At 41.2% G+C, this 16155-nt stretch carries 13 protein-coding genes; 6 read left to right on the forward strand and 7 right to left on the reverse strand.

The window, feature by feature from the left end:
• Nucleotides 1-74 precede the first annotated feature (74 nt).
• Both ACQQ5U_RS00980 and ACQQ5U_RS00985 read right to left on the reverse strand, forming a co-directional pair.
• Nucleotides 75-2120 (reverse strand): amidohydrolase family protein, encoded by a 2046-nt coding sequence (locus ACQQ5U_RS00980; RefSeq protein ID WP_437395056.1) that lies wholly within the window; start codon nucleotides 2118-2120, stop codon nucleotides 75-77.
• A gap of 63 nt (nucleotides 2121-2183) precedes the next feature.
• Complete coding sequence (locus ACQQ5U_RS00985; RefSeq protein WP_437395057.1) at nucleotides 2184-3485, reverse strand: alpha-L-fucosidase; 1302 nt, start codon at nucleotides 3483-3485, stop codon at nucleotides 2184-2186.
• A gap of 237 nt (nucleotides 3486-3722) precedes the next feature.
• Here ACQQ5U_RS00985 and mtaB point away from each other — a divergent pair, with 237 nt between their 5' ends.
• Nucleotides 3723-5051: a tRNA (N(6)-L-threonylcarbamoyladenosine(37)-C(2))-methylthiotransferase MtaB gene (gene mtaB, locus ACQQ5U_RS00990; RefSeq protein ID WP_437395058.1), complete on the forward strand. Its 1329-nt coding sequence runs from the start codon at nucleotides 3723-3725 to the stop codon at nucleotides 5049-5051.
• Between the two features lie 62 nt (nucleotides 5052-5113).
• Here mtaB and ACQQ5U_RS00995 read toward each other — a convergent pair whose 3' ends face one another.
• Nucleotides 5114-5407 (reverse strand): GNAT family N-acetyltransferase, encoded by a 294-nt coding sequence (locus ACQQ5U_RS00995; RefSeq protein ID WP_437395059.1) that lies wholly within the window; start codon nucleotides 5405-5407, stop codon nucleotides 5114-5116.
• Nucleotides 5408-5571: 164 nt separating this feature from the next.
• Between ACQQ5U_RS00995 and ACQQ5U_RS01000 the strand changes: the two genes are divergently transcribed.
• Complete coding sequence (locus tag ACQQ5U_RS01000; RefSeq protein WP_437395060.1) at nucleotides 5572-6234, forward strand: alpha/beta hydrolase; 663 nt, start codon at nucleotides 5572-5574, stop codon at nucleotides 6232-6234.
• Nucleotides 6235-6282: 48 nt separating this feature from the next.
• On the forward strand, nucleotides 6283-7245 hold the full coding sequence (locus ACQQ5U_RS01005) for a lytic transglycosylase domain-containing protein (protein WP_437395061.1): 963 nt from the start codon (nucleotides 6283-6285) through the stop codon (nucleotides 7243-7245).
• A gap of 18 nt (nucleotides 7246-7263) precedes the next feature.
• Here the strand turns inward: ACQQ5U_RS01005 and ACQQ5U_RS01010 are convergent, their stop codons facing one another.
• Together ACQQ5U_RS01010 and ACQQ5U_RS01015 are read right to left on the reverse strand one after the other, a co-directional pair.
• Nucleotides 7264-8694, reverse strand: a complete 1431-nt coding sequence (locus ACQQ5U_RS01010; RefSeq protein WP_437395062.1) for a S41 family peptidase — start codon at nucleotides 8692-8694, stop codon at nucleotides 7264-7266.
• A 256-nt stretch (nucleotides 8695-8950) separates the two neighbouring features.
• Nucleotides 8951-9610: a peptidoglycan DD-metalloendopeptidase family protein gene (locus tag ACQQ5U_RS01015; protein ID WP_437395063.1), complete on the reverse strand. Its 660-nt coding sequence runs from the start codon at nucleotides 9608-9610 to the stop codon at nucleotides 8951-8953.
• Between the two features lie 255 nt (nucleotides 9611-9865).
• Between ACQQ5U_RS01015 and ACQQ5U_RS01020 the strand changes: the two genes are divergently transcribed.
• A complete protein-coding gene (locus ACQQ5U_RS01020; protein WP_437395064.1) occupies nucleotides 9866-11350 on the forward strand; it encodes a cytochrome C in 1485 nt (494 codons plus the stop codon).
• A gap of 345 nt (nucleotides 11351-11695) precedes the next feature.
• Here ACQQ5U_RS01020 and ACQQ5U_RS01025 read toward each other — a convergent pair whose 3' ends face one another.
• Together ACQQ5U_RS01025 and ACQQ5U_RS01030 are read right to left on the reverse strand one after the other, a co-directional pair.
• The gene (locus ACQQ5U_RS01025; RefSeq protein WP_146035242.1) at nucleotides 11696-12151 is read right to left on the reverse strand and encodes a hypothetical protein; all 456 of its coding nucleotides are present in this window, start codon (nucleotides 12149-12151) and stop codon (nucleotides 11696-11698) included.
• A 170-nt stretch (nucleotides 12152-12321) separates the two neighbouring features.
• Complete coding sequence (locus tag ACQQ5U_RS01030; RefSeq protein WP_119608127.1) at nucleotides 12322-12837, reverse strand: DUF2892 domain-containing protein; 516 nt, start codon at nucleotides 12835-12837, stop codon at nucleotides 12322-12324.
• Nucleotides 12838-13006: 169 nt separating this feature from the next.
• Between ACQQ5U_RS01030 and rpmH the strand changes: the two genes are divergently transcribed.
• Nucleotides 13007-13165 carry a 50S ribosomal protein L34 gene (gene rpmH, locus ACQQ5U_RS01035; protein WP_072882462.1) on the forward strand — a complete coding sequence of 53 codons (159 nt, stop codon included), beginning with the start codon at nucleotides 13007-13009 and terminating at the stop codon, nucleotides 13163-13165.
• A gap of 94 nt (nucleotides 13166-13259) precedes the next feature.
• Nucleotides 13260-16112 (forward strand): carbamoyl-phosphate synthase large subunit, encoded by a 2853-nt coding sequence (carB, locus tag ACQQ5U_RS01040; RefSeq protein WP_437395065.1) that lies wholly within the window; start codon nucleotides 13260-13262, stop codon nucleotides 16110-16112.
• Nucleotides 16113-16155 lie beyond the last annotated feature (43 nt).

A 16155-nucleotide genomic window follows, 5' to 3' on the forward strand; every position in this document is an offset into this window, starting at 1 on the left:
TTTTATGGAATCGACCATAAAAAAAGCCAGCAGCAAACTGCCACTGGCTTTTAAAAGTTATCTAAAAAAAGATGTTATTCGGTTACTTTGGGTTTTTCGGTAAACGGGGTTATCCCAAAGGCCGGGTATACATCGGAGGGGTAGTAAAAGGTCCCACCGCGCGATACCATGGCAATGGTTTTAATAGCTTTAATATCCTCCACCGGGTTGCCGGGTACCAAGAAGAAATCGGCCAATTTACCAGGCTCTATGCTGCCCAAACTTTCGTGTCCTAAGTATTGCGCCATGTCGTAACTGGCCAATTTTAATACTTCGGCGGGGGTATAGCCCAATTGTTGGTTGTATAGTTCCAGTTCACGGTGCAGGTTAAAGGCGCCGCCCAAATCGGTTCCGGCGACAATTAAAATGCCTTTATCCTTCATCATTTTCAAAGTCTCTACAATTTTGTCGTATGCTTCGCGGTAGGCTTTGTCTTCTTCATCATCTGCAATCTGAGCCAAGGCCACTTTGAGGCTACGTTGCTCGTTGGGAGGCATATGGTCCACATAATCCAAGGCACCGGGCGTTACCTCTCCGTTGCGGGAGAGCATCAAACGTTCGTGGATAGCCAATGTAGGATCCATTGCCGTTTTGTTGGCCACAAACAAATCCATGGTCTCTTGTACTTTGTCACTGTTCAAATCCAATCCAGGGAAACGTTTCATGGCGGTCAAACGCAAAAGCGTACGAGTATCTTCGTCCGGTTCCAATACCCAGCCCAACATGGTCTGGTTAATGTGGGTCATTTCATCGAACCCAGCATTTAGCATGCCATTGGCATTGGAAAAGGCAGGTACGTGACCGGTGACGAACATGCCTTTTTCATGCGCTTTTTTTACAATGGCAGGAGCCCAGTCACCATTCATGCTGTTGTAGAGCTTTACGCCGTAATAGCCAAGACTGTCATAGGTATCCACAGCCGCCAAGGCTTCTGCCTCGCTTTCCACAATGATTCCGTTATTGGCATTGTACTTACTTTTCCCTTCAATAAAACCCAAACGGGTAATACGGGGACCGGCCAAAACGCCGTTGTTGATTTTGTCAATCAAGTCGACCAACACCTCATTGTCGTTGCCCATGTCGCGGAAGGAGGTAACCCCTGCCAACACGTTTAACAAGGCCCCATTATCGCCGGAGTGGGCATGCATTTCGTACAGTCCGGGAACTAAAGTCCCCCCATTGCCCTCGATGACCACTTCGTTTTCACCTGTGGCATCCGCCGCTTCGATAGCCGCAATTTTTTCACCTTCCACCACTACGGAAACAGGGTCTGTAACGGTCATGTTCTTGGCATCGAATACATGTACGTTTTGGATGCGTACTTTTTTACCATAGTTGTGGGCATATTGCTCTTGCAGGGTTTCGTAGCGACTTGCGGAATAATTTTCAGCGAGTTCCCGCATATCCTTTTCCACATTTTCATACCCTTCACGAATTACGATGTAGCGTGGCGAAATGGCCGCAAAAAAACGGTTATCGCCATCCAAAATAAAATAGGAGGGATTCAGGTCGGCACCTGAAAGGGCATAAGTCGTCAAGGCCAGTTCGCCTTCGCCTGAAAATTTGGGAATGACGAGTTCTTCCATCTTGGTCAACTTCAGGTTACCGGCTGGCAAAACAGATAAAGTGTTATCAGGAGCCTGTAACAACAATCGGGCCGCCAAAACAGTGGAGTAAGGGCTCCCGAATTGATTCACGTAGATCTGTGGGTCGGTCACAGTAGCAGACCCCGAACCGGTGGCATCGGTCCATGTGGCTTCTGTACCCTCCAAGGTAAAATGTTCGTCCACGGCATTTCCAAAGGTGGTGTTGCCGGTGATCTGCCAATCGATAGGATAGCCCTCGGCATTCAAAACCAAGGTTTCCTTCATGGTCGGGCCACGGCCGTTGTTTTTATAATCGTAATCGATGTTGATGGTGTCCCCGGCCGTAAGGGTCTTTAGGTACCCTACCTTGTTCTCACCAATGATGACGGTATAGCTTTCGTCCCCTTGGTAATCGGCCAAGGAGGAAGTGGTTTCTTTTTTACAGGAATAGCCGGCCATGAGGACTAGACCGACAAGGAATACTTTAAGTTTCATAGGGATGGTTTAAGTTAGAGGTTGAAGGTAGCGAATTTAGGTGATTATTTTAGGTGCTACGGGCTATTTCAAGCTCACTTCGAGCACAAAATCCGCTTGGCCATAATCACGATTTTCGGGAAGCGCTACCATGGTGCCGTAGGAATTGGTGCTATGCTTCAGTTCTTTCTTGGTTTGAAAATCAATCACGCTTTTAACATTGCCTGTTATGGTCGGGAAAAAGAAGTTATCCGTTTTCCAATTCATAATATGGATATAGATTTTGTCATTTTTCTGCGTAGATACGCCCCAACTTTGGGGTGGAATAGGTCCTCCTCGGGTTCCGTAGATGGTTTCACCATAGATCGAGGTCCAATCACCAATAACTTTTAGGGTATCTATAAATTCGGGTTGAATTTTTCCGTTGGGCATGGGGCCGACATTTAAAAGAAAGTTGGAATTGTAGCCTGCTGCTTTCACCAAATATTGAATTAGTTCCTTGGAGGACTTATAGGCTTTGTCTTGCAAGGAAAAACCCCATCGTTGCGCCATGGTCTCAGCAGTTTCGAGGGGTAGGTTGCCCACTTCGGAATCGCCACTGAAGCCTCCTTTGTTTTCTCCGGGCAGGTCTTTTTCAAACATCTGAAAGTCTTCACCTGGATTGGGTGCTTGATGATGGTTGCTTCCTATCATGGCTTGAGGCTGTAAATCATGGATGAGGTCGTACGTTTTTCGAAGTTGCCAGTTGGCTTCCTTTTTATCCCACCAGCCATCAAACCAAATACCACCTATTTCCCCGTAATTGGTCAGCAATTCGGTGAGTTGACCGTTCATATAATCAAGATAATTTTCCCAATTGCCATTATCGGGTCTTCCTGTTTTCTTTCCGGTATCCCCTCTAGGGTAATAGTCGTTATGGTGCCAATCCAATTGCGAATAATAGAGAAACAGTTTTAAACCATACTTTTTGCAGGCTTCGGCCATTTGTTTGATGACATCTTTTTGGTATACCGTTCTATCCATAATATCCCAGTCGGATATTTTACTGTCGAACATGGCAAAGCCATCGTGGTGTTTTGCGGTTATCGTGATGTACTTCATGCCTGCTGATTTGGCCATCAACACCCATTCTTCGGCATTGAATTCGGTAGGGTTAAAAAACGCAGGTATTTTTTCATAAGTCTTTTTGTCGATGGATTGTGTTTCCATCACCCATTCGTGCACACCCAGAACGGAATACACGCCCCAATGGATAAACATCCCAAACTTAGCATCTTGGAACCATTCCCTGTTCTCTAAATTTTCAGGGGCAGGCTTGTATTCTTGGGCGGAGGAGAAATTGGTGCAAACCAATAAAATCAATATGGGAATTATACATTTTTTCATACGGTTGGTATTTTGGTTGGTATGGGCAAACAAGTTACTTAAAAGATGATAGAAATTTGATGGATGGTAATGTGTGGTTTGTTTACAATGAGCGATAAACAATACGCTGTACCCTTCGACTCCGCTCAGGGTCCATATTTAAAATGAGCAATCATCCAATAATCCCCCAGCCCTCAACCCTTTCGATAACTCCCAACAAATCACTATCTTTGCGCCCCTAAAACGCAAGGCAGGCATATGAACAAAAAGGTTGCATTTTACACGCTGGGCTGTAAGCTTAATTTCTCCGAAACCTCTACGATTGCGCGAGGTTTTGAAAAGGAGGAGTTTGAGCGTGTGGACTTTTCCGAAAAAGCGGATGTGTATGTGATCAATACCTGTTCGGTGACCGAAAATGCGGATAAGCGTTTTAAAACCATTGTAAAGCAAGCCCAAAAAGCCAATCCTGACGCTTTTGTGGCCGGGGTAGGTTGCTATGCGCAGCTCAAACCTGAAGAATTGGCCTCGGTGGATGGGGTAGACTTGGTATTGGGTGCTACGGAAAAGTTTAAAATCACCGACTACCTGAACGACCTTACCAAGAATGATAGGGGGGAAGTGCATTCCTGCGAGATAGAAGATGCAGATTTTTATGTGGGCAGTTATGCCATTGGTGACCGTACCCGAGCCTTTTTAAAGGTTCAGGATGGGTGTGATTACAAGTGCACGTATTGCACCATTCCGTTGGCGCGAGGGATTTCACGTAGCGATACTCTGGACAATGTACTGAACAATGCTAAAGAAATTGCATCAAAAGATATCAAAGAAATTGTTTTAACGGGCGTGAACATTGGCGACTACGGAAAAGGGGAATTCGGCAATAAAAAGCACGAACATACTTTTTTGGATTTGGTAAAGGCCTTGGATACCATCGATGGTATTCACCGCCTTCGTATCTCTTCCATTGAACCGAATTTGCTAAAGAACGAGACAATAGATTTTGTGGCTCAGAGCAATTCCTTTGTACCTCATTTTCATGTGCCATTACAGAGTGGAAGTGATGATATTTTGAAAAAAATGCGCCGCCGTTATTTGTCCAATTTGTATGTGGATAGGGTAAATCGCATCAAAACCGCCATGCCACATGCCTGTATAGGGGTGGATGTAATTGTAGGCTTCCCTGGTGAGAGCGAAGAGCACTTCTTGGAGACTTATCATTTCTTGAACCAATTGGATATTTCTTACCTCCACGTTTTTACTTATTCCGAAAGGGATAATACGGTGGCGGCCGAGATGGGCGAAGTGGTTCCTAAAAAAGTACGTAATAAACGTAGTAAGATGCTTCGTGGGCTATCGGCCAAAAAACGTAGGGCTTTTTATGAGGGTCAGTTGGGAAGTATACGTACCGTTTTATTCGAAGGGGAGAACAAAAAAGGCTACATCCATGGGTTCACTGAAAACTATGTAAAGGTGAAAGCTCCTTGGGATCCTACTTTGGTGAATACCTTGTGCCGGGTGGAGCTTACCGATATTGATGATGATGGTCTGGTTCGATTTGAATTTGTGTCCAGCGAAGTGATAGCATAAAAAAAGCCTCCTATTTTTAAGGAGACTTTACATACTTTTACTGATAATAGCAATAGCTTAGATCAGATACGGATACCAACTGGTAACATTTCTTTGTATTGCCTGTTTTTTCTTAAAAAACCTGCAATTTGAGGGCTGGTAGGTACAACTCTAAGGTCGTTTTCCTGAATTTCGTTTAAAACGGCTTTGATAAATTCCTCTTTAAAACCTTCTCTTGTAATTTCTTCCGGAATAACCAGCTTTGTCAAAAATACTTTGCGCTCCTGTGAAGAGTACTCAATTTTGGCTAAATGCCCATTGACCTTAGTTTCAAATTGACGTAAGAAACTATTGTCAGTGATTTCCAATGTTGTCATATAGTACTTGTTTTTTTAATGACTCTGTGGAAGTACCCTGAAGGGTAATTCCGTAATCCCCTGATTAAAAAAATGTGTTCATTTGGCGGGGTAAGCTGCAAAAGGGATACAAAAGTAGTCAAAATATTGCTAATTTCCTAGTCCTTGTCGATATTTGGTGCGATATGTCCGACAATAAAATCCATGTTTACCTAATGCCGGGAATGGCTGCCAATCCTTCTATTTTTGAAGACATCAAACTTCCCGAAAATCAATTTGAAACCCATACGTTGGAATGGTTTGTTCCCGAAAAGGGAATGAGTCTAACTGATTATGCGCAAAAGATGTGCGAAAACATACCCGAACCTGGCCCTGTTTTGGTCGGGATATCTTTTGGTGGCATGTTGGTGCAAGAGATGGCCAAAATTATCCCAACCCGAAAAGTTATTGTGGTATCATCGGTTAAAAGCAAGCACGAGCTTCCTAAAAGAATGATTTTCGCCAAGTACACCAAGGTTCATAAATTGTTGCCCACGGGCTTGGTGAACAATGTGGAATTGTTGGCCAAATACGCTTTTGGTGAAACTGTGACAAAGCGCTTGCATTTGTACGAGAAGTATTTATCGATACGCGACAAATATTATATTGATTGGTCCATTGATCAGATCGTGAACTGGGGTCAAGAGGTTCCGCCCGAAAATGTAGTTCACATTCAAGGAGATCGGGATGCCGTTTTCCCAATAAGCAATATCAAGGATTGTATTCCGGTAAAAAACGGTACGCATACCATGATCATTCATCGATATAGATGGTTCAATGAGCATCTCCCCACAATTATTTTGGAATAATTTCGTCTATATAATAGTATCTTTACGTTATTATAAAAAAGGGAAGTGATGAAACAGATGAAGAACATTTTGGCTTTTATTGGATTGATTGCCGTTGTGAGCACGTTGATTTTTGCCGTGCAGTCGAATGAAGAAGAAGAAAAACCAGAGGTAAAAGAAAAGGAAACTACAGATAAAAATGTTGCGGATACGTACCAGATAAGTGCTATAGAAATTCCGGAAGATCTCAATTTTGCAGGAGAAACTGTGCCGCAAGAAGACCCTGAGATAATGGAGCGCGTGGACCGTGAGTTTTTGGTAAACGCCTATTGGCAGTCCAATGCGTTGCTATTGATGAAAAGGGCCAATAAATACTTCCCGATTATCGAACCCATTCTTAAAAAGAATGGTATCCCGGATGATTTTAAATATTTGGCCGTAGCCGAAAGTGGTCTGCAAAATGTGGTCTCTCCTGCGGGCGCTACGGGTTTTTGGCAAATTATGAGAGGAACCGGAAGAGAATACGGTCTTGAGGTGAACGACAATGTAGACGAGCGTTATCATATAGAAAAAGCTACACAAGTAGCTTGTGATTATTTAAACAAATGGAAAGACCGTTTTGGTAGTTGGACCTTAACGGCTGCTGCATACAACGCAGGACCTGCCGGAGTACAAAAATATATGGACATTCAGCAAGTGGATGATTATTATGATTTGCTGTTAGGGCAAGAGACAGGACGCTACGTGTTCCGTATTTTGGCCATCAAAGAAATTATCTCCAACCGTGACAAGTACGGTTTTCAGTTGGATGAAGAGGATATGTATGAAAAGGTTCCCACATTTAAGGTAGAAGTGGATACAGCGGTTACCAGCTGGGCCGATTTCGCATCTCTTTACGAAATCAACTACAAAGTATTGAAACGCCACAACCCTTGGTTGCGCGAACCACATTTGAACAACGCTTCCCGTAAAAAGTACACCATCGAAATCCCGAACAAAGGGGTTTACCGTGTGGGAAGTACGGGGAAGTAGGTAGTTTTTTGTTAAGAACTAGTTTTGTTGGAGTGCATTGATGGCTCGGATAATACTTTTTTTATCAGCATCTAAATCATTTGCCACGCTTCTAAAAAAGGTTTGTCGGTCCTTCGGGTAGTTCAAGTTGTGATTCACCGGTATTCCTATGTTTTCATAACTTTTTCCGTTCGTATCCATATAAATTTCATTGGAAATGGCGAACGGCCATCCATTAGGGAGCGTTTTTTCCAAAGCGGTTGACAAAGCACCCGAAGTAGCAGAGCCGATTCTTTTGGCGTTGTCCATTGCCATCGTTGCTATGGAAAAAGCTTCAGCGGCACTAGCAGTCTGTTGGGATGTCAACACATAAATAGGTTTGGTGAAAGCATCCTTTTTACCTTTTATGTACAGAGGAAGAACGGATGTAAATTGATTTTCATGTCTTAATTTTTGTATGGCCACTTGTAGTTTTTCATTTAAAATGAACCGGCTCAATATTTCAAAACTAACGGCATCTTGACCACCTCCATTAAACCGGACATCTATAATAATGGATTCCATTTTAGAAAGATCTTTCATTACATTATCCATTATTTTCGACGCGCCAGCTACTTCTTTTTCAATATAGTCTCCTTCGTACATTTTTTGGAAAGTCTCCACATAAGCATCAACATAACCCATATCATCTATTAATTGTTGGGGGACGTCTAAATCGGCAAATAGCCACATGGCTTTAATTTGGATATAACCAATCCCATCTGCGAATTTGCCCCATTGGATTAGCCAAGAATCTTTCGTCATTTCCTCTTCCATATGATGTTCTGACACCATTTGTGCCACCGTAAAATCACCATACTCCGGTAATTTGTCCGGTTCTGTTTTTTCTTCTTGCTCAGAGGGGTTTTCCAGTACATTGTATACTTCATCGGTAGCTTCAATAAAGCCGTGATTGTCTTTTAAAAGCCCAAATGTTTCTTTAATGACCTGATAAAGTTCAACATCTGTTGATTGTTCTGTTAATTTATTTTTTTGTTGTTTGTAAATTTGGTCCCACTGCAGGTTGTTCAGTTCAAAAAACGCATAATGCGCTTTTACCGTCTCTGCAAAAACTTCAAAATTGTAAAAGGGATCGTTATTATTTTTGTTGGATAAGTTTTGGCATAATTCGGGCAAATTGTTTCTTCTTTTGAATTTATAGGTAATCACCCCTTTTTTTAATTGTAATGTATCGTTTGCTATGGTCAATGACTTCTCCAATTCTTCAAATTTTCCTTTTTTGTTTGGCAAACAGGAAATTGATGTGATGTCGTACATTTCATATTCCGCACTGTCTTTAACTTGTAAAACCCAACCCGAACCGATGGATTCCCAAGTTCCATTGACCGATGGATTTGTTTTGCTTGTTTGCTGTTGACAGGATGCAATAAGCAAAAAGACTAAAATAACAGGGACAATATTTTTTGACATACTTATAATTTAGCAATAAGGATAAGTTGTTTCTCGGATTGTTACACTTCCAACACCACACATCAATTGGATATATTACTGACTGAGGTGTGGCAAACTTGACGTAAGTTTCTAATACTTAGGGATTGAAACAAATGTCAATTGACCAATGCCCCATACCAATTGATGGATTGGCCTGCAACGTAGGCTTTTATAAAAAAATACACTATCTAAACTCTGAACAAAGGGCATGGGTGAGTGTACGGAAGGTTCTTTTTTAATACTTGAACAGAAAATATGGAGAAGGGAAATACGTTTCCACTTTGGGCAGTAATTCTGGCGAAATGTATCCCCAATCCGTATAACCTTCGTCAATGGCTTCTTGGGTTAGAATTTGTAAGTGCACATGGCAAAACCAACCACCACTATCACTTTCTTGTCCTATGTGTGCAAACACTTGACCTGCTTTAATTTTTTCTCCAACCTTAACTAAATGTGGAGTTTTTAGGTGTCCATAGAGAGAATAAAAGACCACTGCATTGATTTGGTGTTTTAGTATGATGTAACCGCCATAATTGCCAACCACGGTCTCTTTTCCTGTTTTATATACCTCGGCATCCAGGGGAGAAAACATTGGGGTATTATAAGGCACCACAATATCCAGACCGAGATGATAATAACGTTTTTCTTCAATAATATTGGGGTAATCCCTGAGAAGGGTTTTCCGTTCTTCCAGGTATTTGCCAATGCCCCATTGGTGCGAAGAGGTATCCAGCTCTTCAAAAATCATGGCATTGAACTGCTCGAAATCAGATAAAGGGTATTCCAATGTTTTGGGATTGTTGGATGAAAAATCAAAGATATAGGGCTTTCCTTTTAGGAAATCTCCAAATAGGGGATGGATATTGACACCATTTAGGTTTAAGGGATAGTACATATCTAATGCGGTCTAAAAAGCATAAAAATATACAAATGTATAGATACATTGTTTAGCTGTTTATCGATTTGATTATTTTAAGGAAACTACGCAGAACAATGGCTATTACCCTCTTGAGAATTCATGGAAATGGACGTTAAAATTATACGGTAATAGCATTAAATCTTTTTGAACTAATATTAACTATGGTAATTTTATGATTTTTTTAAGAAAAGTAGTATAATTATGCACTTGAAATTTTAGGGAATATAAATTATGAAGAAAAGAATTATTGCCATTTGTCTTTTTGCAGGGCTGGTTTTGGCTGGTTTTCAGATGGTAAACGATCAATTACACTTGCTACAATCTCCCGGAGTGGTGATTTCGGATTATGTTGAACCGGATTATGACCTCGGTCCTGGTCATGTTGATTCTCTATTGGCATTTCCTAAAGTAAAAAAAGGAGAGCGTACCCCTTTTGATCTTTGGCGATATGGGGGAAAGGGAAAAACATCGTTCACAACTCCTGATCTACGCATGTCGTGGGAAGAATGGTTGGCCTTTAATAAAAAGCAGAAGCCAGAACTTATGGCAGATGTGAGGGAATATATGAATTCACGTTACGATTTCAACGGTGAGGTATATGAAGGGAAGTTCATGTCTGGAGGAAGAAATCCAATCATGAAAGGGCCGATTACCAGATTACCTAAAGGAGTCAAGTCCTTTGAAGAATTGTCCGAACTTACTGCATTGGAGATTAGGGAAAAGGATTTATTTCCTTTTAAACCTTTGGCTCATCCTTTGGCATCAACCGCCCATATGGTGTTTCCGGATAATTGGAACGAAGCCCATCCGGAACACGTCAGAATCGATGTGGATCATGACTTTCCAGTGGAATACCTACCCGAGTTCCCACCCCCGATGTTTTTGACAACCCACAAGGAGTTGGGTGATGTAACCAAAGGCAGGGAGGTGACCATTGCCAATTACTACGAGATTTTCAACGGTCTTCTTACTCCGGAACAAATGGAGGGATTAAAGGAATTGTTGCGTCCATCTCCAACCACTTGGTTCAATCATACCACCCATAGGGTGACCGAGGCTCCCAGTGCTGGGGTAGCCTGTTTTTCATGTCACGTAAACGGGCATACCAATGGTGCCTTTGAGCTTGGTCCGGATAGTCGTCCCAACTTGGCAAGGTTAAGAGTGGGAACACCGACCATGCGCGGAAATTACAATTTGATGCAGTTGTCCTCCAAACGATCTATACGCAGTATGGACCACTTTGCAGAGGTTGAGGAATATTTTGATGGTGATCCGGGCATGCAACAGCACATTGGTCCTCGTAGCCAAAAGAGAGAAGTAACTAATCGTATGGGAGACTTTAATTCCATCCTTGATTTTCCACCAGCACCTAAACTCGATGGTATGGGGAACCTGATTCCCGAAAAATCTACCAAGCAAGAACTGTTGGGGCAGGAGTTGTTCCGTGGGAAGGCCAAATGTGTCCAATGTCACTATGGTCCCGCTTTTGTGGATGATTATATGCACGATTTAAAAGTAGAGCGATTTTATAAAGGTCGGCCCGAAGGACCGATCAAAACTTTTCCTTTGAGAGGTATTAAAGATTCACCACCTTACCTTCATGATGATAGATTGCCTACTTTGGACGATGCTACTGAGTTTTTTAATATCGTTCTAGAGTTAGATTTGACCAAAGACGAGAAAGATGCCATTACAGCTTATATGATGTGTTTATAAGAATAATTGGGGCTATGAAAGTATTATCGAGCGAAATAAAGTATATAATCTTTTTTGTTTCGCTTTATATAAGCTATTTCAGATAACATCGATGCTACGATTTTTAGTAGACGATAGCGAAACAAGTCGGGCACAAGTAGTTGAAGTTAGTTTTTTCTGATTCAAATTGAAGAGGGGTCAAAAAGTGCTTTTTGGCTGTATTGCCACTTATCGGTCTCGTATAACCGTCAGTTACGGGATTAAAGTTAATGATTTTCGGTTAAGAACTGATGTTAGCAATTCCGAGTGGATTCGGACGTAGTCGAATCCGCCGTAATTGCGGTTATACATTGTTAGCAAACGTTTTTATTTTTTTATCAGTTTCAATTTTCTGGTTGTATATAATTCATTGATATTGAGTTCGAAAAAATCATCTATATTGTAATTATAAATAGGAACTAATTTTGTTCTTTTAATTTTGTACATAAAATGGGAATTGAACTCATTCCAAGTTTTATTTGCTTTACCTAGTTTTCTGTATTTTATTTTTAGATTCAGAGTGTCATTTTGAATTTTCCAACTTCCTTTAAATTCCGAGTATATTATTTGGTGGAATTCATAAGCATATGTTCGATTAAATGCTCCGTTATTATATAAAACTAAACTATCCAATTCTATTTCGTTCCATTTTAGTTTATTAGGTTTTCTTGTTTCTTTTTTGAACATATATTCAGAAAGAACTTCCTTTTCAGAACTTATTTCTTGACCAATTAGGTTATTAGTCAAAATCCCAAATACTAATATGATGAATGTTTTTTTCAAATGTTTGCTAACGTTTAAAGATATGATTCGTTTTTAAATGAATTATATCGACCGATAAGTGAAGTTAGTATTTTTCTGGTTAAAATTCCAATCGGAAATGACCAATACCATGTTTGGTTTGATGGATAATCAACCAAGAATAAAAAGCAAATTTATGGTAGGAGAACCCGCTAAATCTTCTTCATCTGCTGCTGCATCATCTTGATCTGGTCGGTAAGCATGTTGTTTTTATCCAGCTTCTTGGCCTCTTTTAACAATTGGGTGGCCTCACGCTTTCTACGCTTTTGCATGGCAATGCCCGCCAAGCTCAATTTGGCCATAGCTACATCATAATCCATGGTCAAACCAAATTTCAAAGCCTTTTTAAAGTACTTTTCAGCCTGCGTCAGGTTTTTTTGTGAATAGATGATACCGTGCAAGTAGTTAAAGTACCCTTGCTGTTTTTTGATCAAAGCAGCTTCTGGATTCTTTATTTTATCAAGCCACCGTTGCACGCCATCCAAATCCTGCTTTCTCATTTTAAGAAAGGCCAAAAGGATAAACTCATTTCTAAAGTAAAGAAAAATGAATACGAGCGATAGCAAGATCAGTGCAATTCCATTACCAATATTGCCTTCCACAAACTGGTACACGGCATAAGCAATGATAAGAACGGCAATAACAAGCTTGATATTTTTATTGAACATATTGTCTAGTGATTTTTACCTAACGTTAAGCGCTGGCAAAAGTACTAAAAACTTAATTAAATATTTTAAGTTTGGGCTTGCCAAAGTAAAAAGTCTTCGTATATTTGCGCCCAGAATTTTTTAGGGAAAACAAATTTCCCGACATCAAAATCCATAAAACAGTTCGGAAATGAAAAGAACGTATCAACCATCCAAAAGAAAGAGAAGAAACAAGCATGGTTTTAGGGAGCGCATGGCGACTGCCAATGGTAGAAAAGTTCTTGCGAGAAGAAGAGCCAAGGGAAGAAAGAGATTAACTGTTTCCTCTGAGCCAAGACATAAAAAATAATGAGAGTATTTATTATTTAAATTAAAGGTGTTACTTTTCTGGGTAACACCTTTTTTTTGACATATAAACAAATAACGAGTAACCTCCTATTACGATGCCCAAAAGAAAAGATTTAAATTCCATTTTGATTATTGGTTCTGGCCCAATCATTATCGGTCAGGCATGTGAGTTCGATTATTCAGGTTCCCAAGCACTTAGGTCGCTTCGGGAGGATGGTATTGAAACTATTTTGATAAACAGTAACCCTGCCACTATTATGACGGATCCGACCATGGCGGACCATGTTTATCTAAAACCGTTGAATACCAAATCCATAGTCGAAATACTTAAAAACCATCCAAATATTGATGCTGTATTGCCTACTATGGGCGGACAAACAGCATTAAACCTTTGTATTGAGGCCGATGAAAAAGGAATTTGGGAAGATTTTGGGGTGGAGATCATCGGGGTGGACATCGATGCCATCAATATTACAGAAGACCGTGAGAAGTTTAGGGAGTTGATGCTCAAAATAGGTGTGGGCATGCCGCCACAGGCTTCCGCCACATCGTTCCTAAAAGGAAAGGAAATAGCGCAAGAGTTTGGTTTCCCATTGGTTATCAGGGCTTCTTTTACCCTAGGAGGTGCCGGTGCCGGTATCGTATATGATCCAGAACATTTTGATGATATGTTGAGCCATGGCCTGGAAGTCTCTCCGATCCATGAGGTAATGATCGACAAGGCCTTGATGGGCTGGAAAGAGTATGAGTTGGAATTGCTACGTGATAAAAACGACAATGTTGTCATCATCTGTACCATCGAAAATATGGACCCAATGGGTATCCACACAGGAGATTCCATTACCGTAGCCCCCGCAATGACCTTGTCCGACAGGACGTTCCAACGCATGAGGGATATGGCCATTCACATGATGCGAAGTATAGGAGATTTCGCTGGAGGGTGTAATGTACAGTTTGCCGTAAGTCCGGATGAGAACGAGGATATTATTGCGATCGAGATTAACCCAAGGGTTTCCAGATCATCTGCTTTGGCTTCCAAGGCAACAGGGTATCCGATTGCAAAAATCGCTGCTAAATTGGCGATTGGCTACACATTGGATGAGTTGGACAACCAAATTACCAAGTCTACATCAGCCCTGTTTGAGCCAACTTTGGATTATGTTATCGTAAAAATACCGCGTTGGAACTTTGATAAGTTCGAAGGTTCTGACAGAACCCTTGGTCTTCAGATGAAGTCTGTCGGGGAGGTGATGGGTATCGGACGATCCTTTCAGGAAGCTTTGCACAAAGCCACACAATCGCTCGAAATCAAACGAAATGGATTAGGTGCTGACGGAAAAGGATACAAGGACTACGAAACCATTATTGAAAAGTTAAGAGTACCGAGTTGGGACAGAGTATTTGTGATTTACGATGCCATTCAACTCGGAATACCATTAAAACGTATCCATGAAATCACCAAGATAGATATGTGGTTCCTAAAACAATACGAGGAATTGCACTTCTTGGAAATGGAAATATCAAAATACACCATAGAAAGCTTACCGAAAGCATTGCTGTTGGAAGCAAAGCAGAAAGGTTTTGCCGATAGACAAATCGCCCATATGTTGGATTGTTGGGAAAGTGAAGTGCACAGCAAGCGTATGGATTTGAACATCAATCGTGTATATAAATTGGTGGATACCTGTGCCGCAGAGTTTAAAGCGGTGACGCCATACTACTATTCCACTTTCGAGGAAGAGATCGAGACACCAGCAGGTGAGCGATACGTAGCCAACGATAGCGTAGTTACGGATAAGAAGAAAGTAGTGGTTCTAGGCTCGGGCCCCAACCGAATCGGTCAGGGAATCGAGTTTGATTACTGTTGTGTGCACGGTGTTTTGGCGGCAGCTGAATGCGGTTACGAAACCATTATGATCAACTGTAATCCAGAAACCGTTTCTACAGATTTTGACACGGCGGACAAATTATATTTTGAGCCTGTATTCTGGGAACATATCTACGATATTATCCTTCACGAAAAACCAGAAGGTGTAATTGTTCAGTTGGGAGGCCAAACAGCATTAAAGCTTGCCGAAAAATTGGATAAATACGGAATCAACATCATTGGAACAAGCTTCCAATCTTTGGATTTGGCCGAGGATCGTGGAAGTTTCTCCACACTATTGAAAGAAAATGACATTCCTTACCCACGATTCGGGGTAGCAGAAACCGCAGATGAAGCCTTGGACTTGGCCGAAGAGCTGAACTTTCCATTATTGGTGAGACCATCCTATGTTCTTGGTGGACAAGGCATGAAAATCGTAATCAACAAAGAGGAGTTGGAAGCCCATGTGGTTGATTTGTTGAGAAAGATACCAAACAACAAATTGTTGCTGGACCATTACTTGGATGGTGCCATTGAAGCAGAGGCAGATGCCATTTGTGATGGAGAAGATGTCTACATTATCGGAATTATGGAGCATATTGAGCCTTGTGGAATCCATTCAGGAGACTCGAACGCTACCTTACCACCATTTAACCTTGGTGAATTTGTAATGCAACAGATAAAAGACCATACCAAAAAGATTGCTTTGGCATTGAACACCGTTGGATTGATCAACATTCAGTTTGCGATAAAAGATGATATTGTTTACATTATCGAGGCCAACCCAAGGGCATCCCGTACGGTTCCATTCATCGCGAAAGCATACAAGGAACCTTATGTGAACTACGCTACTAAAGTAATGTTGGGTGATAAGAAAATCAAAGATTTTGACTTTAAGCCGCATTTGGACGGATATGCGATTAAACAACCGGTGTTCTCATTTAACAAGTTCCCTAACGTAAACAAAAACTTGGGGCCTGAGATGAAGAGTACAGGGGAGAGCATCTTGTTCATTGATAGTTTAAAAGATGATGAGTTCTACAACTTGTATGCAAGAAGAAAAATGTATTTGAGCAAGTAAATTATATCAACGGCATAAATGTTATGCATTTTAAAGGTTTCCT

The sequence above is a fragment of the Flagellimonas lutimaris genome (assembly GCF_051494225.1).
GTDB classification, from domain to species: Bacteria; Bacteroidota; Bacteroidia; order Flavobacteriales; family Flavobacteriaceae; genus Flagellimonas; species Flagellimonas lutimaris_A.